The following is a 26,642-nucleotide window of genomic DNA, read 5'->3' as shown; positions in this document are numbered from 1 at the left end:
ACCGATAGATAGATAAAAAACGAAACATAGGCGGCAGTTCTTCTAGAATCAAGAGTATAAAAGAAGTCGCTATTCTGAACTTACCCCTATCAGTGTTGCTGTAGAGAAGATCAACGGTAGCGTCCTTGATTCTGGTAAGTTTGGTATTAACGGAACATTCTTTAACTCTACTACTGGGAATCTTCTTGGTGTAGCTGTCAACAATGGTGTGGCTGTAAAAAGCGGGGGAACTCAAACGGCCGATGCTCTGGTAGATTGGCGTATCACAGCCTACAAGACGGGGCGTAATGTATCACTTTAATCCTCGTGAAGGTGGACTGGCACTGGATAATAGAGTTGTCAAAAGTTTCACCGATTATCCTGGCGTTGGTACCAGTAATGCGAAAAGTGTAAAATGGGCTATTGGTGGTATTAGCCTACATCTTACTCAAAACTACTCGAGTACTCAGTATTATAATGCCATTAATGCTTCTCCAGAGTTCGCCGCCAACATCGGTTCGAGTAGTCAGACTGGACGAACGGCAATCGCGTTTGCTGCACTAAACGGTCGCTCGACCATTATCCTTCTAACGATGAAAGATGCAACTCTGTGGGATGTACGTGAATTTTTACGCTCATACGGAGCTACAACAGGGGTTGCGCTCGATGGTGGTGGTTCTTCACAAATCAGATACCGTGTAGATTCCAGTACCGTGGGACAGTGGGAACCTAAACCAGACCCTAACCGATCCGTATATTCCATGGTCACCGTAAACCCAACAACTTGGCTCACAGGTAAAGGATTTTAATCCAAGTGATCATTAAAATTGAAAAGCAAGCTTTAGGGCATACGCCTTAAAGCTTGCTTTTTTTGGTTGCAGCTTAATGCTTCAGTCGCTGATCCAATTGATTTTCCATCCTTCATTCGTCTCGGTGAAGCAGAACATTTGTTTGTCTTCAACAATATTAGAGTCGCCACGCGGGACTTTTTGCTTTTTACTTACTTCAACAACTTTATCATTTGCTCCCACGTCCAGATCACTAACATCCGGATTGAAATCAAGGTTAGTTATTTCGATAACCTCTTTGCCTAGATCATCATGATTCTCCATAGACTTAGGGTCTACATATAACTCGCCATATGCTGTTACATTATTTTCAGCAAAAATGGTTAAGTAGCGATTTAACACTTGAACAATTTCCTGCTCCTCACCCATATAGTCTTCTTCATTCAGATAAGTCGTTGTATTTGTCACGTCATTTTGAGCATCGTCTTTTATGGATGGATTTGTATTTTTATTGGAACTACAACCAACAACGATTAGGGCGACTGCTATTAAATATAATAAAGATTTTTTCATGATGAACCTCCAATCATAAAAAGTATACCTTGCCTACTTTGTAGTTTCCACATCCTCCCCTTATTAATATGACGTTTTTAGGCATCTAAAGGGTTACATACCATCAAAAAGCAGCCACGAATCGTGGCTGCTTTTTGAGCGAAGGAGCTTTCCCGGATTTGAGCACTTGAAGGAGCTCATCCAATAAAATAACTTCTATTCTCCGTTCTTCTCCTATACAGATTGAATTGCTTGTGCAAGCCGTGACAACGATTGATCTAAGCAATCTAACTTCTCACCAATAGTCTGCAAAACATAACGTATCAAAATAAAGCAAAGTGTAACCGGAAAACCGACATTTGTGACCAGCGAAATGATATCTGTAGCTTGCATATCCACTTCGGAACAGATGTTCTTATTCCGGTTGTAAAATATGTCCAAAAAACTCCTATATTAATAGAAGCAGAACAAGAGGGAGGGGGATTTATGGACAGCCAATCAATAATGATTGAGCGTTTCCGCAAGGAGGTATATCGGATAGGATGGCGATTGCAATATCGAAACAGAAGAATACGTCAACATGAATTTTCTTTGTTCGATAACGTCTCTGTACAACATCATACTTCCGATACAATCGATAACCGAATTTTTGTGCAGGATCTTCTTTTAACACTACCCGAAAAAGGGAGAAGCATTATTCATAAACTTTACATCGATGAATTAACAGAAGCCGAGGTGGCGGCGCAGTTACATATAAGTCAGCAGGCGGTGAGTAAATGGAAGAAAAAAATGATTCAACAATTATCACAGACCATGAATTTTTGATTCTATTACAAGCAGCTAAACAAAAAGACTCAGAGGCAATGCTACGAATCATTGAGTTATTTCAGGGGGATATCGAGAATATCAGCAGGACGATCCGTATACCAAGAGAGGATGCGTTGTCGCATATTATTACGGAGTTGTTGGAATACATTCAATCCGAAAATCACTTGTAGCATCAGCGTTTGATTGTTTACGCTGAAGCATAATGCCCGAAAGCTGACGGTGTTGCCTGTCCGGGGATTGACGAATATAATGTCCGTATCACAGAAAAGGAAAAGGATGCCTCCATATAGCGTGAGCCTGTTCGCGCAAGCTCACTGGAGACATCCCCTCACAAAACGTATGATCATTGTATCAAATTACGAGCTGGTTGAGAAGATCCCCGGCGTTTTTTGTTAGGTGTGCAGAAATTGTTCCTAGTCCTTGTTGCATTGCGAGTTTGACGGTGATCGGGAGCCGAAAACGGAAGCTTGTACATGCTACGGGAGAAAAGAGCGTCTTGGTCATCCGAAGACTACGTTGTACGGCTTGCCGGAAGATTCATCATGAGTTACCGGACTGCATTGTGCCTTACAAGCGTTACGAATCAGAATGTGTGGAGAATGTCATTGCGTCTGAACCCACGGAAGTAGATGTTGCCGCAGACAACTCCACACTGTACCGTTGGCGGACTTGGCTTTGCTCAATGGCTACCTACTGGTTAGGGTGCCTAGAGTCCATCGCCATTCGCTTTCATCTAGATGTTGTGAAGGAACCGTCCGCACCTTCACAAACTGCACACCATAGATTCGGACGTTATGTCGGAGATGCCGATGGATGGCTAGCAAGAGTTGTCCGACCTGTTGTGAATTCAAAATTGTGGGTACATACCCGTTCTGCATTCTTGTCCGAAGCCCTCTGAGATAGACTCGTAAACGAATCTACCAAAAGAGGTGTAAACGGATGAAAGATCAGAAGAAAGCGGAACAGATCGCTGCGGATCGTGTGCAGCTCCTTGCCCCGTTGCTTACGGAAGGGCTCGACCCGGCAAAGGCGAGGGAAATCAAGCAAAGAATTTGCGAGCAAATCGGAATATCGGAGAGAACGCTGCGGCGGTATTTAGCAGCCTACCGGCAAGATGGCTTTGGCGGATTAAAGCCGAAGAGCAAAGGAAAACAACCCACAGCCCCCGCCATTCCACCGGAGGTCTTGGAGCAAGCGATCTTGCTGCGGCGGGAAGTGCCAAGTCGCAGTGTTGCCCAGATCATTCAGATCTTGGAATGGGAAGGCCGCGTTAAGCCAGGTCAAATCAAACGGAGCACGCTTCAAGAGAAGCTCACTGAACGTGGTTATAGCACAAGGCATATGCGAATGTATGCAAACTCAGGTGTAGCGGCTCGACGATTCCAACAGCCACACCGCAATCGTCTATGGCACTCGGACATAAAGTACGGTCCGTATCTGCCCATTGGACCGGACGGAGCGATGAAACAAGTGTTTCTCGTTACCTTTATCGACGACGCGACGAGGTTTGTCCTGCACGGTGAGTTTTACCCGGTCATGGACAAGACGATCATTGAAGACAGCTTCCGAAAGGCCATTCAGAAGTACGGTGTTCCGGAAGCCGTGTACTTCGACAACGGGAAGCAGTATCGAACTAAGTGGATGACGCGAACGTGCTCCAAGCTCGGCATTCGCCTTCTGTTTGCTAGGCCATACTCGCCCGAATCAACCGGGAAAGTTGAACGCTTCAACCGGGTGGTAGATTCTTTCCTTAGCGAAGCAGCACTTGAAAAACCAAAGACGCTTGACCGCCTGAATGAATTGTTCGAAGTTTGGCTTTCGGAATGCTACCAGAACAAGCCGCATTCAGCACTTGACAAACGAAGCCCTGAAACCGCCTTTCGAAGTGACAAGAAGGCGCTTCGGTTTGTGGAACTAGAGATACTCGCCAATGCATTCCTTCATTGCGAAACCCGCAAAGTCGACAAAACCGGGTGCATCAGCTTCTTGGAGCGTAAATATGAAGTGGGGCTTCCGTTCATCGGATGTACCGTGGATGTCGTGTATGACCCGGCGGACATCACCGAGCTCGTGATCGAGTACGAAGGTCACGAACCATGGAAGGTAAAGGAACTCGTAATCGGGGAACGTGTCGGGAAACGTCCTCCACTGCCGGATCAACTTCAGCCGCTGCCGGCAGATTCATCGCGGCTGTTAAGCGTTGCTGAAGTACAAAGTCGCGGGCGCCGCGCTGAGCAAGTGCCGGCCATCAGCTTCCGTAAGAAAGGCAAGGTGAATGGCAATGTTTGAGGCATTCTATGAGCTTAGCCGTTCACCGTTCTCCAGGGACATTCTGCCTAGTGAGTTATATGAGTCGGAAATTTTGGAGGAGACGCTGGGGCGGCTAGAATATGCGGCAGAACGGCAATGGTTTGCGGTCGTGACCGGTGACTGCGGAACCGGAAAGACAACAACGATTCGGCGGTTTGCCGAAGAACTGGATCCTGCGAAGTTCAAGGTGCTCTATCTGTCGGATTCAAAACTGACACCGCGGCACTTCTACAAGGGGCTGCTGGAACAACTCGGTTGTGAATCGAAGTTTTATCGCGGGGATGCGAAACGTCAGCTGCATCGAGAGATCGAGCTCATGCGGGGAATTCATGGACTGCAGCCCGTCGTGGTCGTGGATGAAAGTCATCTTTTGGACCGAGAGATGCTGGAGGAAGTTCGCTTTCTACTAAATTTCAAGATGGATGCTCAAAGCCCAATGGCCCTCATCCTCGTCGGGCAAAGTGAATTGTGGGATCGCATTAACCTACAAGCCTACGCTGCGATTCGTCAACGCATCGATCTTCAATGCAAACTTCCGCATTATGACCGGGCCCAAACAGGAGCCTACATCGAGAGACACATGACTTATGCCGGTGCGGAACGAGACATCTTCACTGACGGAGCTATTGACGACATCTATCGTTACTCTGGCGGAGCAGCTAGGCTAATTAACAAAGTATGTACTCATTGCATGCTCTACGGCGCACAGAACAAACACCGCATTATCGACGATCATATGGTTAAGCGCGTCATTCAGGGAGAATTATCATAATTCTCCCTCTCGTATATCCGGATGCGGTCAGATTAACCGTCAATAGCAGGATAACTTACACCATCAATCTCCGGACATTATGCGTTAGCAATAACATTTGATCATCTTTTGGTAACGGATATGTATTCTCTGTAATCTGACTAAATACATTTTCATACATCGTTACTTTGGTCATCTTCATCTCTTTTTCTTTGTTTTTATATCAAATACAAAACTATTTTTCTATAAATTTAAACAGATATATCTTTAGGTACTTTGAACTTGTAAAAAATTGTCGAATCTGATACTAATTTACCTTTTATATATGAAAACATTTACATTATCCCATTGGGAGTAATAAGATAAATTGGCAACTACATAATAGGAGGACATAATTATGAAGAACAGCAAGATTATGGTCACAGCAGCACTAGCAGGCTTATTATCTGTCGGAGGCTTTGCGAATTACGGGCATGCAGAGTCTATGGAACCTGATTCGTCTAATTCAACACAAGTTATTGAACCAGCTGCAATTAAACCAGGTACATGGGCCAGTGCTGGTTTCAAAATAATTAAATATGCTTCTAATACTTGGCTATTTCATCGTGAAGCCACTAAATCGGTTACCGCTGAAGCAATAACTTTAAGCACTGGAGATATAGGCTTTAACAATAACGGAGGATCTGGATATGGTGCATCGACAAAATTCCAAGTCTACGTCAACGAAATTGGACAATTAATAGATGCTTGGCCAGAAACAAACATTTTGAACTACCTAGAAAAACTGTCAATTATAATTACTGACGAACAAAAAGGAACAGATGTTGTTAGCAAAACAGCAACACATCAGCAGCACATCATGTACACAGCCAATCATCACGGTTATTACACTGTTCGGTGGGTCGATGAAGATAAAATGAAGTGGGATCTTTGGTTAAATGTATGGGATAAAGCGTATGGAGGAATCGGAACTTCAAGTGCTACACAGATTCATACACTAGAAAATGCAGCAGGAGACCAGATTAAGGCCAAAAAAATTAACGGTTCTTATTACTTCATCCCTTCGACTGATCATAAGAGCAGTCAAAAGTTTGATGAAAATAAGTCCCTAAGTATGATAGACATTCAAAATCAGTTATATGATAATGTACTACAGAAAGATGTCAATCAGTTTAAAAACTATAATGTTGGGGACAAACTCACTCTGGATGACTCGATTCAATCCATCGAATATGACACCCAAACCAACAGCACGATAATTGGATTCAAAGGTAAAGATGATACTTTGGTAAGATGGGCGTTCAATGGTGATTTGACAAAGGAATACGCAGAAGGTGACGTTCTCAAACTAAAACTAACTGTTGTAACAGAGGCTTCAGAGTTTGAATCTTTAGATTTCATTCAAGAGGCAACATCTAACACTAAAGCTCCAGAGATTACAGACTACTTAGTAAAATAAGGTGTGGTGTGCAGCATGAAATTATTTGCCAAAGTGCTTATCTTTATTCCTCTTTTTTTAATTTTGTATATTGCTGGTAAGTACTTTATTTCTGATCTCTTTAATTTTGGCAATCGACTTTATCAAAACTTGTTCGATGTCATTTATATTGTTCTCTCTATTCTTGTATCACTAATATTCTCGAATATAATAGTTGATAAACTTAATAACAAAAGATAATTGTTAGCAAACCCCTAACTCTTTTTATAGTTAGGACGATGGGTCTTTGTTCAAACTGAAAACGATAGATAAATAAAAATTAAAAAGGCAGCCGGTCGTTGTGATCGGCTGCCTTTTTATATATTGAATTCCTATTTAAGTTCCTCTCTCGATTTCTCTTTGATAACTTAGATAGTCATATTTAATATGATCAAATTGCGATCCAATTTGTGTTAAAACTTCTCTAATCATCTTATCATATCTAGTTTCAAGCCATTCTGATACAAAATTACTCGGTGTATATATGGTAAATGTCTGCTCACGTTTAATACAAAATGTACCTTTAAACCACGTATTAAAAGAAGGTGCCGATACTTTCTTTTTGAATTTAGTCAGTGCCATATCCCAAACGGTTCGGTCCTGCTCTGTGATCTCTCTATCCAAAACCTTAATCTTGTTTCGAAGCTCTTTATCCAGCTCGAGTGGAGTCTTAGTTTTACGGACAACAGTCCCTTTACTAATGACATCCTCATAAACCTCGCTATAATCTATTGATGGATCCAAATTTAGAATCTGATCAAATTGTTCGACGATGCCCTGCATATAACGATCGTGGTCAATCTTAAGCTCAGTTGGGAGCTGCTCATAAAGTTCCATAGGAAGGAAAGGGACTTTCTTTCGAATTTTAAATAATGGACTTTCTTCCATGTTGTTCTTATCCGCATTTAGAACATTAAAAACAAGTACAAAACCATATTTCTCAAGGTTAGCAAGAATTTTTTTCACTGTGTTTCGGCTCTTATTCATCTTTTGTGAGATGAGGTTTATATCGGGCCAGCAATAGTCTTTGTCTCCATAGCAATAGCGCTTAAGATGGCCATACAGCGCGACTCCTTCGGCAGAAAAAAAATGACCCCAGTAATCCCAAATATAATTACTAATGATAGTAGTCATGTGACCATCCACATAGGGGATAGGCTGCCCATGTTTATCGAGTGTAAATCGCTTTATTTCTTCTTCAGGTATGTAAATCTTCTCTAGCTTTTTTTATGTTTACTATAGAATGTTCTGAAATGAAAGAACAGGAATGATGGCAGTCATTCGAGAATGTTCCTTTAGGGACTTGTACGAGCCAAAAGGAGCTCCAAGCGCGGCGCAAGTCCCGAAAAGGGACTTGTCCTGGCCAAAAGGAGCTCCAAAAGCGGAGCAAGTCCCGAAAAGGGACTTATGTAAAGAATGGGGAGGTAATTCAATGTATATCAGAACTGCAGTTGAAGCCGATGCAGAAGGCATCGCAAGCGTGCATGTGAACAGCTGGAAGACGACATACCGGGGGATTGTTGATGAAGCGTACTTGAATTCGCTGTCGGTCTCGGACCGGGAGGAGAGATGGCGCTGGAAAATCGGCAACCTTCGGGATGACGAGGAGCTCTTGGTTGTTGCCGATGATCAAGGGGCCATCTACGGCTTCATGACCTACGGGATGGAGCGTGAGGACAAGCTGCCGCATGAAGGCGAGCTGTACGCGGTCTATTTACTGAATGAGATTCAGGGCCAGGGTTGGGGGAGACGACTGTTCGCAAGGATGAAGGAATTCTTGAGTACCAAGGGCTTTACTTCCTTGATGGTATGGGTCCTTGAGGGGAATTCTGCTCAGGCATTCTACCAGCGTATGGGCGGGCGTGAAATCAAGCGGAAGGAGATCGAAATTGGCGGAAAGATGTATACGGAATTTGCTTTAAAATGGGATTCTATAGAGCAGCTACCGTAACGGGAGGTCTGAGCCGATATCGGAGTGTTTACATCTAAGCATGAATGCAATAAGATAGATAATATACCCCATGGGGTAATGAGTTGAACGATAAGTTAATATGCTCCTTGGATCGAGTCATCTAGCGCCGAGTGAGCGCTTCATCCATGGAACTGTCAACTAACGATTCTCTATTCACGGCCACTCTTTTCATTTTCACGGATACACTCTTCACGGTCATTGCACGGTCATTTTCACGGTCACTCTTTTCATGATTACTCTTAATTGGTTACTCTAAAATGGGTCACTTTGATCAATTACTGCCCTTCATAAATGGTTGCTGTATATAAAAAGTTCCTCTACATAAATGATTTGCCCTACGCAACAGCTATCATCTCAGAACATTGCAAGGAGGTTCCCCAGTGACTGTCATTCCGATTGGCCCGTTTATGATCCGGGCGGATATTGCCGTATTCCTGATCGTTGCCATGGCAGGGTATATGACGCTCCGCGTCCGGTTACATCGTCTTGAGCATAGGGATTGGCTGCTTGATACTTACGTTTATTCGCTGCTGATCGGCTTCGCCGTATGGAAATTCGGTATGCTCATTTGGGACCCGGTGCGTACGCTCCGCCACCCCTTGTCTCTAATTTATATGACCGGCGGAGTGCGCGGAATAGGGCTTGGGAGCCTTGCAGCCGGCATCTACGTCCTCGTTCGGTGGAATAAGATGAGATCACTGGGGTCGCTGTTAATCAAGTCCTTCCTCATGGCCGCACTGGCTGGCGGCTTTGTTTATATACTGCTCGATGGGCCGATCACGGACCGTCCGATCGGGGCCGGGCAGCTACTGGTGATGCTTCTGCTTATCGTTCTGTTGAGCTCCGCCTGGTTAACATTTGATTCTCCCTTACCGCAATGGTTGACATTCGGTCTAGGCAGGAACGGAGCGGTTATGCTTGTGATCGGATCTTTGCTTGTGTGGGCGGTATATAATCACCTGAACGACTCCGTCAACGGCTCGACGGGTGACCGTCCTGCACTAACGGACGATCCCGATGGAATCGCCGAAGGCCTCAAGCCGGGGAAACTTGCGCCTGATTTTGCATTGCAGACAGTAGACGGACAGGAGGTCCGGCTGTCGGATTACCGCGGCCGTACGGTCCTCCTTAATTTCTGGGCTTCCTGGTGCCCGCCGTGTAAAGCGGAAATGCCCTATATGGAGGATTTTTATAATCGGCATAAAGCAGAAGACGTCGTTATTCTAGCCGTTAATATGACGCATCTTGAAGGCAGCATGGAGGACGCTGCATCCTTCGTGGACTCGAATGGTCTCACATTTCCCGTGTTGTATGATCGAGACGGAACGGTAACCGGAACGTACGAGATCACTGCTTATCCGACAACCTATGTGCTGACGCCGAATGGCGTTGTTTCGGGGAGGTACCAAGGAGCCATAAACGAGGAGCTCATGGTCAAGGCTTACCGGCGTGCAAGCGGGTCTTGAACCGAGGGGCAAATCGCGGATTTTTAACGTCCAGGACACCTATCACTGCCGCACACTCTCCAGGAAGAATATAATACACAAACGCTGGGGAGGGGGAAAGTCGAGTGCAGCAAATACCGGTTTCGGCTGATGTATGCCGGGGATACATTGGTAAACAAGTATGCGCGGTCCTGTATGACGGAACTGAAGTTGTAGGCACGATCCGAGGCGTTCATGATCACGGACTTGAGCTTGAGTATGCCTCGAATCCTTCAGCTTCGATTTTGTCTGTAAAAGGGAAAAAAGGAAAGAAAGCTGCGAAATCCAAGAAGGCTGGCGCACAAACGTCTGCGTTTGGGCCGTGGGGTTACGGCGGCTACGGCTATGGCTTCGGCAACGTTCTTGCATGGGAAGCAATCGCCCTGTTGTTCCTGATCCCGTTTTTATTCATTTAGCAGGCTGCAGCAGGAGTTCGGTTGGAAAAAGAATGATCTCCTAAACAAAGGAGATGGAAGAAGACGGGGCGTAAGCGCGGCTTGCCCTGTCTTCTTTCGTATCCAGGCGAAAGATCACCGGCCATGCGATGAACGGTTGATTCGTTGATTGGCGTGCTGTACATAAGCTTGGCCTACCATCCAGGCCGAAAGAATGAATGCTACCAGGAAGAAGAATGCTGCCCCAATGGGAAGTGCCGACCACTCGAACAGCGTGTAACCGAGAAGCGTTTGCCATCCGATTGCCATGAGGCCGAGCAGGTAGGAAATTCCGGTCAGATGGATAACGATGAGCCTTGATGCCGGATTGAGTGTAATCATGGACAGCCATGCTGCAAACGGAACGACCTGCAGGGCGTGAAACCCGAATCCGTGGAGCCAGATAATATTGCCGCCTGCTCCGGTGAAGCGTCCGGTGTTGACGGAGATCCAGATTCCTGCAGCAAACGAGATGATGACGGCGATCATGGCATAGCGTATGCCGAGCACGATTTCCGGATTGGCGTTGAGCACCCGTCTGCGAAAATATTGAACGGCGATGATGACATAAAAGAGGACAAGCAGCAGCGCAACCAGTACGAATATATTGGAAACGGCCTCATCGAAGACCGTCCCGTTCCGAACGAACCGGGGATCGACGCCCCTGAAGTTTTGAACGGTTTCCGCGAAATAGGAATAAAGCGCGAGCAGAATATAACTCCAGCGAAACCAAGCCTTGGACCTGGTTCCCATACCCGAGAAAGGGAGGATCGCTGCGGTCGAAAGCAGAAATATCCCGAGCGCGGCATTAAACGAGAATGCTTTTCCAATATTCCCTTCCGGTGCGACCGGTCCCCCGTATATCAGTACCCAGATCCCGCATATCCCCGCCAGCAGAAATCCGAGCAGTCCTGCGACGATCAACGATTTTTCCTGTTTAAAAATATCTGCAATATGCGTCGGCCCTTCTTGAATCCTGTGATTCATGTTCAACAACACCCTCTCCATTAGACTTTCTCAAATTTACAAGAGAAGAGACCTGTTCTTTAACCGTCCGGAGAGGGATGTTCTGCCGTTCGCAGGGCGGATTTCATCCCCGACTTTGGATGGGAGCTCCTTGATCAACTAAACCGGCAGGCTCTAACGCACAAGCAATAGCAGCATGTACCCGGGCCGGGCCACATCACATCCTAGGACTTGAGGCTGTAACGTCATAGGCAGTTAGCAGAGAACCTTTCCTAGGGCACGATTTTTCGCATAGGATTAAGGACATGCGTAGGGGATGAGCAGAAGGAGGCCCTAGCGGCTAGGACCGAGTTTCCTAGATTTGAAAATGGTATAATTGGCCCCTTTGTTTTATTGCCCATCCCCTGATTTCAGACTAAAATTGAAAAATGTGGTTAATCGTTTGGGGAATCGGTTAATGGTTGATGGGGGTATCCCGCGGGTTCCAATCATGCCGGTAGAATAGGAACACCAAACTTGAATGAAATGACAGACAGAAGGGGCGTTATATCGTTTATGTCCAATCGAATTTTGATTACACCCGAACAGCTGGAACAGGTCTCAACCCAGTTCGCGCAGTCCGGACAACAGAGTCGGGAGATTGTCGATCGTCTATCGCGAAGCATTCTTGAGATGGAGAGCCAGTGGGAAGGAATGACCCGGGAACGGTTCTACGGGGATTATCAACAGGCTAGAGCTACCATGAACAAATATCTCGAATGCCTTCAGACGATCTCTTCGGATCTGAAGCAAATCTCGGTGAAGTTCCGGACAACGGACGAAATGATCAACGGAGCGGGAGCTGTTCCTGCCGGAGGAGTTGGAGCAGGAATCCTGGCAGGCACTGCAGGAGCAGCCGGGGCAGCAGCGTTAGCGGGATCGGCAGGATCTGGAGCTCTCGGCATGACGGCAGCTGCGAACGGCAAACCGGCAGGCGTCCAGACTGCCAGTGCAGAGGACTTACTGGATAAGGCGCTCAAAGGCGTAGAGGCGGAAGGCAGCGTCGTTAAAAATGAAGAGAATGGTCTGTATACCAAAGCGATTACCGGCAGCGCAAGCGCGAATTTAACCGAAGGCGCAAGTGCCAGCGGCGCCGTGGTGGAAGCCGGTTATGAGAACGATTACGTGCAAGGCTCCGTCAGCCTGGTGAAGGGCGAGCTGGAGGCATCGGTGAAGGACGGCACGCTGAGTCTAGGTGCCGAAGCAACGCTGAACAAATACGAAGGCGGGTTCAAAATTCCGCTGCCTTTCACGGACAGAGAGCTCCATATCGGCGGGTCCGCTTCGCTCGGTACGGTCGGAGCGTCGGCAGAGGTCGGGAAAAGCGGCTTGAAATTCCATATACCGCTGGGTCCGGGAGCCAGCCTCGTCGGAGTCGGGGGTTCCATATCCGTCAAGTAAGGGAGGAGTGCCGTACAATGAGCGGTAAACAGCAGCGTTTTAAATACATAATGATCGTCATTGCCATTGTCGGCATATTGGGCACGGTGATTCCGAACCTGCTCGAGACCGATTATGCGGCAGCAGAGAAAGCCGTAATCTGTATTTCCTATCTCCTAGGAGTTCCTCTTGTCGTATTTGTCGTATATAAAATAGGCAGTAGATTAATGAAGGGTTGATGATCATGGAAACGCAAATGGATCAGCGAATGAATCAAGAGCATCAGGGGCAAGGAGAGAAACATTTGCTTCCGATCGGATCGGTTGTCAAATTCAAAGATTGGGATCAGACGCTGATGATTTACGGAAGAATGCAGAACGACTCGAAGACGCTGAAGCGTTGGGATTATGTTGCCTGCTTCTACCCGCATGGCAATCTGACGAAGGATTCCAATATCTTTTTTAACCATAAGGATATTTCCGAAGTCGTCTTTACGGGCTATATCAATGATGAGGAAATTGCCTTCCGGGACGCTTTGCTGGAGGGGATCGAGAAGGCGGACCAAGCTGCTGCAGCTGCGGCGGCGGGGCAGGATAAATAAGAATCGAACGAATCGGCCCGACGAAGAGCTGTCTGTGCGCATAAAGGATGCGTGCGGGCAGCTTTTTGTATTTTTTTAAAGCTCCGTTTTTATAAGTTGCGTCTTTTATAAAGCGGCTGTTCCGCATATTCGGATTGATTTTTGAATGGGTGCTGAATGTTGACTTAGGGGGCAGGTGGATTAGGCAGGTGTGGATTTGGGTTTATTGCTTTTTCAGAAAATTTCACAAAAAAAACAAAACAAAAATCTTTGTTTATTTTTGAAAACAAGCTATTCAAAAACAAACAAACATGATAAGATGAGGGCAAATACAAAGCAATCGAAGACATGAATCGGAGGGGAAGTTTTCATGGTACAGAGCTTATGGGAACATTCGAAGGCGCAGCAGGCGCAGAATACGCGTGAGGAGCTTGTTTACCGCTCGAATCTGATCGGCGCCGACCGCCGTGTCTGTAATTGGGGCGGTGGTAACACGTCAAGCAAAACAACGATTAAGGATTTCCGCGGCAAAGACGTTGAAGTTATGTATGTCAAGGGAAGCGGTTCCGACCTTGCCACGATGAAAGCGGGCAATTTCACAGGTCTGCGAATGGAAGACATCCGGCCGCTGTTTGAACGCGAGTCGATGACGGATGAAGAAATGGTCGCATATCTTGGTCACTGCATGGTCGATGCCAAGGACCCTCGGCCTTCCATCGAAACGCTGCTGCATGCTTTCCTTCCGTTTCCGCATGTGGATCATACCCATCCGGACGCCATTATCAGCTTGTGCTGCGCACATAACGGCAAAGAAATCGCGCAGGAAATTTTCGGAGACCAGTTTGTGTGGGTGCCGTATGTACGTCCTGGCTTCACCCTCTCCAAGATGATTGCCGAGGGCGTGCTCGCCAATCCGAAAGCCGAGCTCGTATTGATGGAGAAGCACGGCCTCGTTACCTGGGGAGATACATCCGAAGCATGCTACGCCCAAACAATACGGATTATTAGCGAGGCGGAGGCGTATATCGAGGCGCGGATCGATGACAGCAAGCTGTTCGGCGGACGGAAGTTTGCTCCTCTGCCTCAGGACGTCCGCAGACGCATTGCCGGCGAGATCATGCCAGCTATTCGCGGCGCGGTGAGCGACAGCAAGAAGATGATCCTGACCTTCGACGACCAGGATGATGTGCTGGATTTCGTATGCGGCAGCGATTCGCCGAAGCTGTCTCAGGTCGGTGCAGCTTGTCCCGATCATCTGGTTCATACGAAGGTGGTTCCGCTCTTTATCGATTGGACGCCGGATGCGGATGACGCCCAAAGGCTGCAAGAGAAGCTTGTAGCTGGAATTGCGGCGTACAAGGAGCAGTATCAGGTTTATTTTGAACGGAACCGGCACGAAGGGGACGTCATGTTCGAAGCCGCCCCGCGCGTTATCCTCATCCCGGGGCTCGGCATGATTAATACCGGCAAGAGCTGGGCGATGTCCCAGGTCAGCGGCGCGCTTTACCACCGTGCCATTGCGGTGATGCGCGGGGCGACAGCGCTGGGTGAATTCGTCTCCCTGAGCGAAAATGAATCCTACAACGTGGAATATTGGCCGCTGGAACTTTACAAGCTGACCCTTGCTCCGGCCGAGGCGGAATTCTCCCGGCAAGTGGCATTCATTACCGGCGGTGCCGGCGGCATCGGCAGCGCAGCGGCTCGCAGGCTCGTCGCCGAGGGGGCGCATGTCGTGCTGGCCGATTTGAATCTGGAAGGCGCGCAGAAGGTTGCGGAAGAGATTAATGCGGCATACGGCGATGGCCGTGCCATTGCCGTAAAAATGGACGTAACCGACGAATCCGCGGTGCAGCAGGCCTATCATGAAACTTCCTTGACGTACGGCGGTGTGGATATCATCGTGAACAATGCAGGTCTTGCGACATCAAGTCCGCTCGATGAGACGTCGTTGAAGGAATGGAACCTGAATATGAATGTACTTGGGACCGGATATTTCCTCGTAGCCAGAGAGGCCTTCAAGCTTATGAAGGTACAAGGCATCGGAGGCAGCATGGTGTTCATCGGCTCCAAGAACTCCATCTATGCCGGCAAGAACGTGACTGCCTACAGCTCCGCGAAAGCGCTGGAGGCGCACTTGGCACGCTGCATCGCGGCCGAGGGCGGAGAGTACGGCATCCGGGTAAATACCATTTTGCCGGATGCCATCCTGCAGGGCTCGGCGATCTGGAACTCGAACTGGAGAAACGAGCGGGCGGCCGCTTACGGCATTGAGCCGGATCAGCTCGAGGAGCATTACCGTAAGCGCACCACGCTGCTGGTTAATATTTATCCGCAGGACATTGCTGAAGGCATCGCCTTTTTCGCATCGTCGAAATCTTCAAAAACAACCGGATGCATGCTGACGATAGATGGTGGGGTTCCTGCCGCATTTACTCGCTGATCAGACAGAAGGCAACAAGCTGGACTCCTTGGTGAAGCATCCAGGCCGTTCAGGCACGGCCATGAAAGGAAGCAGGGGCTTGTCCCCTGCTGACCTTATCTTTTTATGAGGCGGGAGGTACCAAGATGAGGCAGGATATTGCACGGAATTATGAAGAGGCGAAGAAGCAGTACGCATCCCACGGCATCGATGTGGACCAGGCGCTTGCCGAGCTCTCGGACATCAAAATATCCATTCACTGCTGGCAGGGAGACGATGTGCGCGGCTTTTTGTTCCGCGACCAGGAATTGTCGGGCGGCATCTCCGTTACGGGCGAGTATCCGGGCGCCGCAAGTACGCCGGAAGAGCTGCGGGCCGATCTGACCAAGGCGATGTCCATGATACCGGGGACGCACAAGGTCAATTTGCACGCCATTTATGCGGACACGGATGAAAGCGTTGACTTGGATCAATTGGAGCCCAGACATTTTCAAAAATGGGTGGATTGGGCGAAGGAACAGGGCATCGGTCTGGACTTTAACCCAACGTGCTTCTCCCACGACAAGTCCAAGGACGGCTTTACGCTAAGTCACCCGGATCCGGAAATCCGTCAATTCTGGATTGACCATTGCAAGGCTTCCCGGCGGATCGGCGCCTATTTCGGCGAGCAGCTGGGGCAGACCTGCGTCACGAACATCTGGGTTCCGGACGGTTACAAGGATGTTCCGGTTGATAGGATGGCTCCAAGACAGCGGCTCAAGGATGCGCTGGACGAGATTTTCGCCGAAGAGCTGAATCCGGCCTGGAATCTGGATGCGGTGGAGAGCAAGCTGTTCGGTATCGGCTCAGAGGCGTATGTCGTCGGATCCCATGAGTTTTACATGGGGTACGGAATGCGCAATAACAAGCTGATCTGCCTGGATGCAGGCCATTTCCACCCGACGGAAGGAATCGCCGGGAAGCTGTCATCTTTAGCGCTGTTCACGGACGGCATTCTGCTTCATGTTAGCCGCCCGATGCGCTGGGACAGCGATCATGTCGTCATTATGGACGACGAGCTGCTGGAGATTGGAAGAGAGCTCGTGCGGAATCATTTGCTGCCAACGACGCATATCGGCTTGGATTTCTTCGATGGAAGCATCAATCGAATTGCTGCCTGGGTGATCGGAACGCGCAATACGATCAAAGCGCTGCTGAGAGCAAAGCTGGAGCCGACCGAGAAGCTGAAGCAGGCGGAGCTGGATGGCGATTACACCACACGCCTGGCTTTAATGGAAGAGTTCAAATCGTATCCGTTCGGAGCCGTCTGGGATTATTACTGCGAGAAGATGGGCGTGCCCGTTCGGGAGGAATGGCTTGCCGAAGTCAAGCGTTATGAGCAGGATGTGCTGCTGAAGCGATAAAGGGATGCGGCATGCTGCAGTGAAATCAGTATAATTAAACAGCTATGGACCGAAATAGTGATAGCGTTCTCAAGAAAAAGTCTACAACGGGACCAGAAGGAGGCTTGGGATAGGTGAGCGTTCTTGCGTTTGACTTAGGAGCAAGCAGCGGCAGAGCGATGCTCGGGCGGCTGAATAGCCGGACCATCGAAATGAAGGAGATCCACCGGTTTCCGAATGATCCGGTTCGCGTCGGTGACCGGTTTCAGTGGGATATTCTAAGGCTTTATCACGAGATTAAGCAGGGACTGCTCCGGGCAAAAGGGGAACAGGAACTGCCTGCCAGCATCGGCGTCGATTCATGGGCGGTCGACTTCGGCCTCCTTGATGCCCGGGGCGAGCTGCTCATGAACCCTTACCACTATCGGGATCCGGCCACGGAAGGGGTCATGGAGCGGGTGTTCCGCGAAATCCCGCCTGCCGAGATCTTCAGCCGGACAGGAATTCAATTTCTCCCGTTCAATTCCATTTACCAGCTCGTTTCCATTCAGCAGTTAAGGCCATTTCTGCTTCAGGAAGCCGGCAGCTTCCTGATGATTCCCGATCTCCTCCGGTATTTCCTTACCGGAGAGATGGTCAGCGAGTTTACGAACGCCACGACGACCCAGCTGTATAATCCCGTAGCCCGCGGATGGGACGACGAATTACTCAGGAAGCTGCACCTGCCTTCAAACATCTTTCAATCCGTGCTTCAGCCGGGGACGATGGCCGGCAAGCTGCGCGAATCCGTAACCGGCGAGCTCGGGCTTCCTTCGATACCGGTCTACGCGGTTGCGGAGCATGATACCGCCTCTGCCGTCGCAGCCGTTCCGGCGCTGGAACGTTCCTTCGCGTATCTGAGCTGCGGAACCTGGTCCCTGATGGGGACGGAGGTTGAGAGACCGGTCCTGACCGAAAGGGCAAGGGAGCTGAACTTTACGAACGAAGGGGGCGTCTACGGCACATTCCGCCTGCTCAAAAATATCATGGGGCTGTGGATTTTGCAGGAAGCGAAGCGTTCTTGGGAGCTCGAGGGCGTATTGTACTCGTATTCCGAATTGGTTATGATGGCAGAAGCGGAGCCTGCATTCGCCTGCTTTATCGATCCGGACGACCCGGTGTTTCTGCCGGCCGGAGACATGCCGAAACGGATCAGGGAATATGCGGCTCGAACCAACCAGAAGCCGCCGCAAACCCCAGGCGCAATCGTACGATGCATTATGGAGAGTTTGGCGCTGCGTTACCGGCAGGTGCTGGAATTGACCGAGGCGCTGTCCGGTCAAGCCTTCAAGGGGCTGCATATGGTCGGCGGCGGCATTCACAACGAATCGTTGTGCCAGTGGACGGCGAATGCGATCGGCAAGCCGGTATGGGCCGGTCCTGCGGAAGGGAGCGCCGCCGGCAATATGGCGGTGCAATGGATTTCGCTTGGCGAGCTTTCGGATATTTGGGAGGCTCGTGCCGTAATTAGAGACTCCTTCGAGGTTCGCGTATATGAGCCTGCGGATGTCCCGTTATGGGAAGAAGCCTACGGTTTGTTCAAGCAAAGAACCGGAGGGAACACAATACAACAATAGTAAGGATGAGGGCGGTATCATGCTGGTTGCTGAACGATATGAGAAAATTGTACAGTTGGTCAACGAGAGAGGAAGCATCCGTGTTGCGGAACTTAGCCGGATATGCGGCGTGACGGAGGAGACGATTCGCCGGGATTTGGACCGGCTGGAGGAATCGGGACGCCTGCGCCGTTCGCACGGGGGCGCGGTCAGCGTGAAGGATCAACCGGAAATTCATCGGTCGCAACCGGAGGTGCCGTACGCGGAACGGGAAATTATGAATGCGGCGGAGAAGCAGCGGATCGCGGAGGAAGCGGTAACCTTGATTTCGCCGAACGACCGGATCCTGCTGGATGCGAGCTCGACCGCGTGGTATATGGCCCGGATTATTCCGGATATCCCGCTGACCGTGCTGACCAACTCCATCAAGGTGGCGGCTGAGCTTAGCGCCAAGGAGAAGGTGCAGGTCATCTCGACCGGCGGCATTTTGGCCCATCGTTCGCTGTCATTTGTAGGGCCGCTTGCGGAACGGTCGCTGGATGCGTATTACGTGGATAAAGCGTTTCTCTCCTGCAAAGGCGTTCATTTGGAACGGGGGCTCAGCGAATCCAACGAGCTTCAGGCCAGAATCAAGCATAAAATGATGGGCATGACCGATCAGGCCATTGTCTTGGCCGATGCCAGCAAATTCGGCGTTCAGGCTTTTACCCAGGTTGCCGATCTGTCGCAGGTGCACATGATCATCACGGACCGCCGGCTGCCGGATCACGAGGCAGAGCCCTATCAAGCGCTGGGCATCTCGTTTCGATCGGTTTAGTCTTGATCGGCTTGTTCCGTACGGCCCATGTCATACAGTCCCCCGCAAGGGGGGCTTTCTCGATCATTCGACTCGGCAGAGTCATTTTTTATACATCATAATGTGTGCTAAGCGGGGTGGAGGAAGTTGAAAATATCATTATTTGTCACATGCCTCAGCGACGCTTTGTTCCCGCGGGCGGCTGAGTCCATGACCCGGCTGCTGGCGAAATACGGCGTTAAGCTGGAATTTCCGGATATTCAGACCTGCTGCGGTCAACCGGCCTTTAACAGCGGGTATTGGGACGATGCGCGAACTTCTGCGCGCACCATACTCGATGCTTTTGAAGACAGCGATTTTGTGGTTGCCCCTTCGGGCTCGTGCACGTATATGATCCACCATTATTCGGAGCTGTTCAAGGGAGATGCCGAATACCTGGAGAAAGCGAAAGCGCTTCAATCCAAAGTCTATGAATTTTCGCAGTTCCTGGTCGACGTCATGGGCATCTCGGATGTAGGCGCTTATTTTCCGTATAAAGTTACGTATCATCCTTCCTGTCACGGCAGCCGCTTGTTAGGCATCAAGGATGAGCCGATTCGCCTCTTAAACGGCGTTAAGGGCTTAGAGCTGGTTCCGCTGCCCTATGCTGAGGATTGCTGCGGCTTCGGAGGCACCTTTGCCGTGAAGATGGCCGACATTTCCGGTGCGATGGTAACCGAGAAGAGCGACCACGTGCTGGAAACGGAAGCCGAAGTGCTTGTCGGCCTGGATATGGCCTGCCTGCTGAATATTGCAGGCAATCTGCGGCATCGGGGAGAAAAGGTTCGGGTGATGCATCTGGCGGAGCTGCTGTATGAGGGGGTGAGCGTCCATGAGCGCGGCTGAGAAAGGTCAGACGGTAAAGGAGCGTGCCCGCGATGCTTTAGGAAACGATTTTCTGCGCAGCGCGGTCCGGTTTACGACCGAGCGGCTCCGGCTAGGCAAGAAGCTGGCAGCGGAGGAGCATGGCAACTGGGACGATTGGCGTGAGCGTGGGCGGCAGATCCGACTGCATACGATCGCTCATCTGGATTACTACTTGAATGAGTTTGCGGAGAACGCCCGGGCGAACGGCGCTCATGTCCATTTTGCCGATACGGCCGAGGAAGCCGTTGCGATCTCTCTTGAAATCGCTAAGCATGCATCCGCGAAGTCGGTAGTGAAATCGAAGTCAATGGTTTCGGAGGAGCTGCATCTCAATCAGGCGCTCGATTCCATCGGCGTGGAGGCGATTGAAACAGACCTTGGAGAGTACATTATCCAGCTGGCGAATGAAACGCCTTCCCATATCATTATCCCGGCCATTCATAAAAATCGGCATCAAATCGCAGGACTGCTGTCCCGGGAAGCGGGAGAGGATTTGCCTGCGGACACGGCGGTATTGGCCGGCTTTGTCAGAACGAAGCTGCGCGAGAAGTTTTTGGCGGCGGATATCGGTATGACCGGCTGCAATTTCGCGATCGCGGAGACCGGTTCGATGGTGCTGTTCGAGAATGAAGGGAATGCAAGGATGGTCACGACCGTTCCGAAAACGCAGATCACCCTGATGGGGATGGAGCGGATCATTCCTTCCTGGTCAGACCTTGAAGTGATGGCGACATTGCTGCCAAGATCGGCGACGGGCCAGAAGCTGACCGTCTATATGTCGGGGATTACGGGACCGCGGAGGGAGCAGGATGCGGACGGACCGGATCAGATGCACATCATCATTATCGATAACGGCCGATCCCTTCAGCTGGGCGATCCGGAATTTCAGGAGCTGCTGAATTGCATCCGGTGCGGAGCCTGCCTGAATGCTTGTCCGGTATACCGGCATATTGGCGGTCATGCTTATGGCGGCACTTACAGCGGTCCGATCGGCGCCGTGCTGACGCCGGCATTGAAGAAGAACGTCGCGGAATGGGACGATATCGCCAATGCTTCAAGTCTGTGCGGAGCCTGCTATGAGGCGTGTCCGGTCAAGATTCCGCTGCATGATATGCTTGTCTACCTGCGCAGAAGGAAGGTCGAGGCCGGGCGCGGGAACAAGGCGGAGACGCTGGGAATGAAAGGCTTCTCGGTCGTGATGGGGAATGCGAAGCGGTACCGAAATGTCGTCCGGCTGGGTAAGCTCGGTCAGAAGCTCGTCGTTCGCAACGGTGAGATTCGTGCCCGAATCGGGCCGTTGAAGGGATGGAATACGTACCGGGTGACCCCGGAGCTGCCGAAGGATTCATTCCGGGACCGCTGGTCGAAGGTTGAACAGGAGCTGTACAGCGAGTCCGCACCGATGAACCCTGAAGTGGCCGACAGGCTCAGTAAGCTGATGGACCAGCGAAAGAACGGAGGGCATGGTCAATGACGAATCCAGTACAGCCTGACGAGTGGCTGAAGCGACTGGAAGCCCGGTCGCGGGCGAAGCAGGAGACTTTTATGGACGGCATCGCCGCTAAATTGGGCCGGGAGCGGGTTCGGACAAGGCCGAAGCATCCGTTCCGGGGCGCGCCGGATTTCTGGAAGGAATTCCAATTGCCGATTGAGGACCGCATTCGCCAGTTTACGGCGAATTTTGAAGCCGCCGGCGGTCATGTAGTGAGGGTGAAAAACCGGGCGGAGGCGTCAACGTTTATCGTGGATAAAGCTTCCGAGATGAGCGCGGGATCGATCCTGATCAACGACGAAGTGGAGCTCTCCACATTAAACCTTGCGTCGTCGCTTCCGGATGCTATCGTACGCAGCTGGAACGAGGATCAAGATGAGAATTGGCGGGCCGTTGCATCCCGCTCCGATATCGGAATTGTCATTGCGGATTACGCGGCCGCTTATACCGGTTCGCTCGTTGTTACATCTTCGCCAGCCAAGGGGAGATCCGTCAGTTTGCTGCCTACCGTGCTGATGGCGATCGTTCCCGTCGACCGGATGGTTACCCGGTTGGGTGAAATTCTGGTGCGTTTTGATGAAGCGGGGCGGGAGCAGCTGCCTGCAGGTATTCACTTTATATCCGGACCGAGCCGATCCGCCGACATCGAGAACGATCTCACAATCGGTGTTCACGGCCCTGGAATCGTGTTTGCGATATTGGTGGATCATGATTCGGATGCATAGTGCCGTCTGAGGCGCCCATGCCGATGGTCTGCTTCTAAATGGATGACACAGAGTTGCAGGTGGTGGATGGTTCAACCACGGCAAGCAATCGATTGAAATCGATTCATTGACAAGAGGCTGTTCCCGGAAGAATGAACACGGGACAGCCTCTTTGCAGTCAAATCGTTTATTTTCCGTCTTCCAGGGCTTGCAGACGTTTCTCCAGCGCCTTAAGCTGCTCCTGATTTCCAGACAGCATGGACAGGATATCTTTGCGTAATCGGTTGAAAACAATGGCGCATTCCTCCCGCGTAATCGGTGCGCCCGGCCGGCTCCCGTCAAAATAACCGTTCTTGGTCATCTCATCCCAAGCCGCGGCGGCCCAGGGACTTACCACATGAATATCGCGTCCCGGTTGATCCACCTGATTCCCTCCTTTTCGCTGAAGTCCCAATGCCTTAGCAATCCCAGCCGTATGGCCGGCCGCCAAAGCGCTCATAACCTCCTGCCGTTTCAATAGGGCAGCATCCGCTGCAACGTCGACAAACAGATTCTCGGTGAGGACTGCGGGCATCGCGCTTTCGCGAAGCATGTGGAGGTTTTTGGTCTTTTGCCCGCGATCCGTTATCCCCAGCTGCCTCAATGCGGACATGATTTCTGAATGAAGCACATGATGAAATGCGATTGAAGCTGCGGAAGCATGAGGGTACCGATAGCTTTCAAATCCTCCAGAGCCGCCGCCGGCATTGCAGTGAATGGACACGAGAATATCCGCTTTCTCCCGATTGGCTGCAGCGGTCCGGTCCGGCAGTTCAACAAAAACATCGGTAGAGCGGGAGAGGAATACCTTCACGCCGTCATATTCGGATTCCAGTCTTTTTTTGACGGCAAGAGATAATGCAAGCACAATATCCTTCTCCTGCAACCCGTTGGCAGTGGCGCCCGGATCCTTACCTCCATGTCCGGCATCGATCCAAACCTTCTTCAAGATGTTTCACCGCCTTTAAGGATTGTGAGATCCTGATAACCGATCAGCCGATGCGGCGAGCGGAAAGGCCAAGGATTTCTGGCCTTGGGACGGTTGTGTGCAGACCGATACGATGTACCCGCCGCAAGGACAAGGATCATATATTAGGGTACGCCGATTCGGTACATTTGGTGTTTGCTTCTGTCCATCCGGGGGAGAAAAAGAGTTGGGATTACTTTCCTTTCCGCGTCAGCTCGGCCAGCTTATCCCATTGCTCGCTCGTAATCTCGGACAACGCGTTGAACTGCCCGGCACCCTGCAGCCACTCACCGCCATCGATGGTTATGACCTCGCCGTTGATATAGGACGCATAGTCCGAGATCAGATAAGCCGCCAGATCGGCGAGCTCCTCCGGCCGGCCGACCCTGCGGAGAGGGACGCGATCCACCAGCTTCTGTTCAAGCTCGGGGGTGGGAGAAAGCCTGGACCAGGCCCCTTCCGTCGGGAAGGGTCCCGGAGCGACTGCGACCTGTCGTATCCCGTATGGGGCCCATTCTACAGCCAGTGAACGGGTGAGCGCAAGGACGCCTGCCTTCGCGGCGGCGGAAGGAACGACATAGCCTGATCCGGTCGATGCGTAGGTGGTCACAATGTTAAGCATTGTTCCCGGATGGCCTTGATCGATCCAGCGTTTGCCAACTTCGAGCGTAGCATAGAAGGTACCGTGCAGGACGATATTGAGCACGGCATCGACGGCCCGCGGCGACAAGCGTTCGGTCGGACTGATAAAGTTGCCGGCCGCATTGTTGACGAGCACGTCGATCCTCCCGTAATGCGCTTCGGCAGCGTCCACAAGCTCGGCGATTTGGTCGGGATCCCTCACGTCACAGGTCTTATACCATACCTCGAGCCCTTGGCCTCTGAATTCCTCGGCAGTCTGCTTTAACCGTTCTTCGCGGCGCCCGCATAGGGCGAGCCGCGCCCCAAGCTTCGCGAAGGTCTCTCCCATCGCCCGACCCAGTCCGGTAGCTCCGCCTGTAATCAAAACAACCCTTTCCTTAAGCAAATCATTTGCGAACAATCCCATGCTCATCTTCCTTTCGTATTGAGTTCTGGATATGACGTTACGGTTGATGAATTCGTTCATACCTAAAAATTCTGTGCGAACCCGCGATAACCCTCTTAACCATTGGAAACGCTTACGGCTGATGTTTCAATTTCTATGCGGAAGGTTAGGTTATTTAGAAATGTTAGACTAAACGCATATCTCGTCGCTAATTCTACATCCTATAGGACACGATACCATCACGAGACGAGGAGCCTTGCATGAATCTGAAATCATTGACGGACGGGCTGATTCTGAAGACGATTACCGGCAGTACTTCATTACAGATAACGAATCTGGATACCGACTCCCGCAATATAAAGCCGGGCGGTCTGTTCATTTGCGTGCCCGGATTTCGTGTCGACGGACATGACTATGCTCGGGATGCCGTTACTAATGGGGCTGTTGCTGTCGTTGCGGAGCAGGACCTGCCGGATCTCCCTGCGGATGTAACCTGTATCAAGGTCCCGGATGTGCGCCGTGCGCTGCCGATTCTCGCGAACGCTTTTTTTGGGAATCCTACTGGAAGACTTAAACTCATCGGCATTACAGGGACAAACGGCAAGACGACGACCACCCATATGGTGGAAAAGATATTGAATGACTGTGGGCGAAGAACAGGCATTATCGGCACGTTGTATATGCGGGTAGGCGAGCATACGGAGCCCACTCTCAATACGACGCCGGATACGATCCAGCTTCAGCGGTATTTCCATACCATGGCTGCGCTTGGAGCGGAATATGCCGTCCTGGAAGTGTCCTCGCACGGTCTGGATATGGGGCGGGTGCGGGGATCTGATTTTCAAACCGTCGTGTTCACGAACTTGTCCCATGATCATCTGGACTATCATTTGAATATGGACAGCTACCGCAACACGAAGGAGCTCCTCTTCTCCCAATTGGGCAACAGCAGCCGGGATATGCAGAAGAAAGCCGTGCTGAACGCCGATGACGAGGCATCGGCGTATTATGCGAAGCGAACATCAGCGCAGGTCGTGACCTACGGCATAAAGGAGCATGCACACATTCGCGCGGAGGACATCCGCTACTCTTCGGAGGGATGCGACTTTATGGTCCGCTCTCCTTGGGGGGATGGGCGGTTTTCTATGAAAGTCCATGGAACGTACAATGTCTATAACGCGCTGGCAGCGATCGCCGTCGGTTTAGTGGAAGGGCTTCGTTTGGAGGAAATTCGGCACAGTCTTGAGCAATTTGCAGGAGTTCAGGGCCGTTTTCAAGAAATACAAACCAATAAGAGCTTTCGGGTCATGGTCGACTATGCCCATAATCCCGACGGGCTGAAGGCCGCTCTGCAGTCGGCAAGATCCATTACCTCGGGCAAAATGATCTGTGTGCTTGGCTGCAGAGGGGAGCGAGACCGGCTGAAGCGGCCCATCATGGCCGATATCGCCGCCACGCATAGTGACTATGTGTTTTTTACGACAGATAATCCGTTCTCAGAGGATCCGGAGGTCATCCTGGCGGAGATGCTGAACGGTCTGAATGCCCGGGAATCGATCAATTGGGAAGTCGTTCTGAATCGTAAAGAAGCGATCCAGCGAGCGGTGGAGATGGCAGGGGATGAGGACCGCATCATCATTACCGGCCGCGGTCATGAACGGCGTTACGTCGCGGGCGGAACAACCGAGTTGTTCAGCGATGAGGAGATTGTGCTCCACTCGCTTGCCGGATCCGAAGGAGGCATTCAGACTGCGACCGCCCCAGACTTATAAGAG

At 50.6% G+C, this 26,642-nt stretch carries 25 protein-coding genes; 20 read left to right on the top strand and 5 right to left on the bottom strand.

The annotated features are described in order from the left end of the window. Positions 1 to 287 precede the first annotated feature (287 nt). Entirely contained in the window at positions 288 to 788 is a 501-nt protein-coding gene (locus NST08_RS17810) for a phosphodiester glycosidase family protein (protein ID WP_341033092.1), read from the top strand. An 81-nt stretch (positions 789 to 869) separates the two neighbouring features. Here NST08_RS17810 and NST08_RS17805 read toward each other — a convergent pair whose 3' ends face one another. Beyond that, positions 870 to 1,340, bottom strand: a complete 471-nt coding sequence (locus tag NST08_RS17805) for a hypothetical protein (RefSeq protein WP_341342103.1) — start codon at positions 1,338 to 1,340, stop codon at positions 870 to 872. A gap of 465 nt (positions 1,341 to 1,805) precedes the next feature. Here NST08_RS17805 and NST08_RS17800 point away from each other — a divergent pair, with 465 nt between their 5' ends. The 5 genes from NST08_RS17800 (at position 1,806) to NST08_RS17780 (ending at position 6,667) form a co-directional block, all read left to right on the top strand. Next, a complete protein-coding gene (locus NST08_RS17800; protein ID WP_341342102.1) occupies positions 1,806 to 2,144 on the top strand; it encodes a sigma factor-like helix-turn-helix DNA-binding protein in 339 nt (112 codons plus the stop codon). Between the two features lie 349 nt (positions 2,145 to 2,493). Then, complete coding sequence (locus NST08_RS17795) at positions 2,494 to 3,045, top strand: DUF6431 domain-containing protein (RefSeq protein ID WP_341341391.1); 552 nt, start codon at positions 2,494 to 2,496, stop codon at positions 3,043 to 3,045. Positions 3,046 to 3,086: 41 nt separating this feature from the next. Next, on the top strand, positions 3,087 to 4,436 hold the full coding sequence (locus tag NST08_RS17790; protein ID WP_251537694.1) for a DDE-type integrase/transposase/recombinase: 1,350 nt from the start codon (positions 3,087 to 3,089) through the stop codon (positions 4,434 to 4,436). Further along, positions 4,429 to 5,229, top strand: coding sequence for an ExeA family protein (locus tag NST08_RS17785; RefSeq protein WP_251537695.1), 801 nt, complete (start codon positions 4,429 to 4,431; stop codon positions 5,227 to 5,229). Before NST08_RS17790 ends, NST08_RS17785 begins: the two co-directional genes overlap by 8 nt. Positions 5,230 to 5,605: 376 nt before the next feature. Further along, positions 5,606 to 6,667 carry a hypothetical protein gene (locus NST08_RS17780; protein ID WP_341342101.1) on the top strand — a complete coding sequence of 354 codons (1,062 nt, stop codon included), beginning with the start codon at positions 5,606 to 5,608 and terminating at the stop codon, positions 6,665 to 6,667. A gap of 354 nt (positions 6,668 to 7,021) precedes the next feature. On the opposite strand, the gene NST08_RS17775 is transcribed toward NST08_RS17780, so the two are convergent. Next, positions 7,022 to 7,819: a helix-turn-helix domain-containing protein gene (locus NST08_RS17775; RefSeq protein WP_341342100.1), complete on the bottom strand. Its 798-nt coding sequence runs from the start codon at positions 7,817 to 7,819 to the stop codon at positions 7,022 to 7,024. A 298-nt stretch (positions 7,820 to 8,117) separates the two neighbouring features. Between NST08_RS17775 and NST08_RS17770 the strand changes: the two genes are divergently transcribed. From NST08_RS17770 to NST08_RS17760, 3 genes are all read left to right on the top strand, one after another. Further along, positions 8,118 to 8,636, top strand: a complete 519-nt coding sequence (locus NST08_RS17770; RefSeq protein ID WP_213617181.1) for a GNAT family N-acetyltransferase — start codon at positions 8,118 to 8,120, stop codon at positions 8,634 to 8,636. Positions 8,637 to 9,037: 401 nt separating this feature from the next. Continuing rightward, a complete protein-coding gene (locus NST08_RS17765) occupies positions 9,038 to 10,123 on the top strand; it encodes a peroxiredoxin family protein (protein WP_341342099.1) in 1,086 nt (361 codons plus the stop codon). 104 nt (positions 10,124 to 10,227) lie between these two features. Next, positions 10,228 to 10,557, top strand: coding sequence for a hypothetical protein (locus NST08_RS17760; RefSeq protein ID WP_007128516.1), 330 nt, complete (start codon positions 10,228 to 10,230; stop codon positions 10,555 to 10,557). 114 nt (positions 10,558 to 10,671) lie between these two features. On the opposite strand, the gene NST08_RS17755 is transcribed toward NST08_RS17760, so the two are convergent. After that, positions 10,672 to 11,562 carry a hypothetical protein gene (locus NST08_RS17755; protein WP_144879641.1) on the bottom strand — a complete coding sequence of 297 codons (891 nt, stop codon included), beginning with the start codon at positions 11,560 to 11,562 and terminating at the stop codon, positions 10,672 to 10,674. A 534-nt stretch (positions 11,563 to 12,096) separates the two neighbouring features. On the opposite strand from NST08_RS17755, the gene NST08_RS17750 reads away from it, so the two are divergent. From NST08_RS17750 to NST08_RS17705, 10 genes are all read left to right on the top strand, one after another. Continuing rightward, positions 12,097 to 12,981 (top strand): WXG100 family type VII secretion target, encoded by an 885-nt coding sequence (locus NST08_RS17750; RefSeq protein WP_341342098.1) that lies wholly within the window; start codon positions 12,097 to 12,099, stop codon positions 12,979 to 12,981. 17 nt (positions 12,982 to 12,998) lie between these two features. Next, positions 12,999 to 13,199, top strand: a complete 201-nt coding sequence (locus tag NST08_RS17745; protein ID WP_007128513.1) for a hypothetical protein — start codon at positions 12,999 to 13,001, stop codon at positions 13,197 to 13,199. 29 nt (positions 13,200 to 13,228) lie between these two features. Next, entirely contained in the window at positions 13,229 to 13,561 is a 333-nt protein-coding gene (locus NST08_RS17740) for a DUF4176 domain-containing protein (RefSeq protein WP_028407249.1), read from the top strand. Positions 13,562 to 13,910: 349 nt separating this feature from the next. Beyond that, on the top strand, positions 13,911 to 15,980 hold the full coding sequence (locus NST08_RS17735) for a bifunctional aldolase/short-chain dehydrogenase (protein ID WP_341342097.1): 2,070 nt from the start codon (positions 13,911 to 13,913) through the stop codon (positions 15,978 to 15,980). A gap of 125 nt (positions 15,981 to 16,105) precedes the next feature. Further along, positions 16,106 to 17,362 carry an L-rhamnose isomerase gene (gene rhaA / locus NST08_RS17730; RefSeq protein WP_007128510.1) on the top strand — a complete coding sequence of 419 codons (1,257 nt, stop codon included), beginning with the start codon at positions 16,106 to 16,108 and terminating at the stop codon, positions 17,360 to 17,362. Between the two features lie 113 nt (positions 17,363 to 17,475). Beyond that, entirely contained in the window at positions 17,476 to 18,957 is a 1,482-nt protein-coding gene (locus tag NST08_RS17725) for a rhamnulokinase (RefSeq protein ID WP_210095460.1), read from the top strand. A 19-nt stretch (positions 18,958 to 18,976) separates the two neighbouring features. Continuing rightward, entirely contained in the window at positions 18,977 to 19,753 is a 777-nt protein-coding gene (locus NST08_RS17720; protein WP_007128508.1) for a DeoR/GlpR family DNA-binding transcription regulator, read from the top strand. A gap of 126 nt (positions 19,754 to 19,879) precedes the next feature. Continuing rightward, positions 19,880 to 20,617 (top strand): (Fe-S)-binding protein, encoded by a 738-nt coding sequence (locus tag NST08_RS17715; RefSeq protein ID WP_007128507.1) that lies wholly within the window; start codon positions 19,880 to 19,882, stop codon positions 20,615 to 20,617. After that, positions 20,604 to 22,112: a LutB/LldF family L-lactate oxidation iron-sulfur protein gene (locus NST08_RS17710; protein WP_007128506.1), complete on the top strand. Its 1,509-nt coding sequence runs from the start codon at positions 20,604 to 20,606 to the stop codon at positions 22,110 to 22,112. The genes NST08_RS17715 and NST08_RS17710 overlap by 14 nt, the downstream gene beginning before the upstream one ends. Beyond that, the gene (locus tag NST08_RS17705; RefSeq protein WP_341342096.1) at positions 22,109 to 22,855 is read left to right on the top strand and encodes a LutC/YkgG family protein; all 747 of its coding nucleotides are present in this window, start codon (positions 22,109 to 22,111) and stop codon (positions 22,853 to 22,855) included. The genes NST08_RS17710 and NST08_RS17705 overlap by 4 nt, the downstream gene beginning before the upstream one ends. Before the next feature lie 166 nt (positions 22,856 to 23,021). Here NST08_RS17705 and NST08_RS17700 read toward each other — a convergent pair whose 3' ends face one another. Next, positions 23,022 to 23,822 carry an N-acetylmuramoyl-L-alanine amidase gene (locus NST08_RS17700; protein ID WP_341342095.1) on the bottom strand — a complete coding sequence of 267 codons (801 nt, stop codon included), beginning with the start codon at positions 23,820 to 23,822 and terminating at the stop codon, positions 23,022 to 23,024. 211 nt (positions 23,823 to 24,033) lie between these two features. Then, entirely contained in the window at positions 24,034 to 24,888 is an 855-nt protein-coding gene (locus NST08_RS17695) for an SDR family oxidoreductase (RefSeq protein WP_341342094.1), read from the bottom strand. A 239-nt stretch (positions 24,889 to 25,127) separates the two neighbouring features. On the opposite strand from NST08_RS17695, the gene NST08_RS17690 reads away from it, so the two are divergent. Further along, complete coding sequence (locus tag NST08_RS17690) at positions 25,128 to 26,639, top strand: UDP-N-acetylmuramoyl-L-alanyl-D-glutamate--2,6-diaminopimelate ligase (RefSeq protein WP_341342093.1); 1,512 nt, start codon at positions 25,128 to 25,130, stop codon at positions 26,637 to 26,639. The last annotated feature ends 3 nt before the right edge of the window (positions 26,640 to 26,642 follow it).

It is taken from the genome of Paenibacillus sp. FSL K6-1566 (genome assembly GCF_038050475.1).
Lineage (GTDB): Bacteria > Bacillota > Bacilli > Paenibacillales > Paenibacillaceae > Paenibacillus_AQ > Paenibacillus_AQ lactis.
This window is presented reverse-complemented; position numbering and strand designations above follow the sequence as displayed.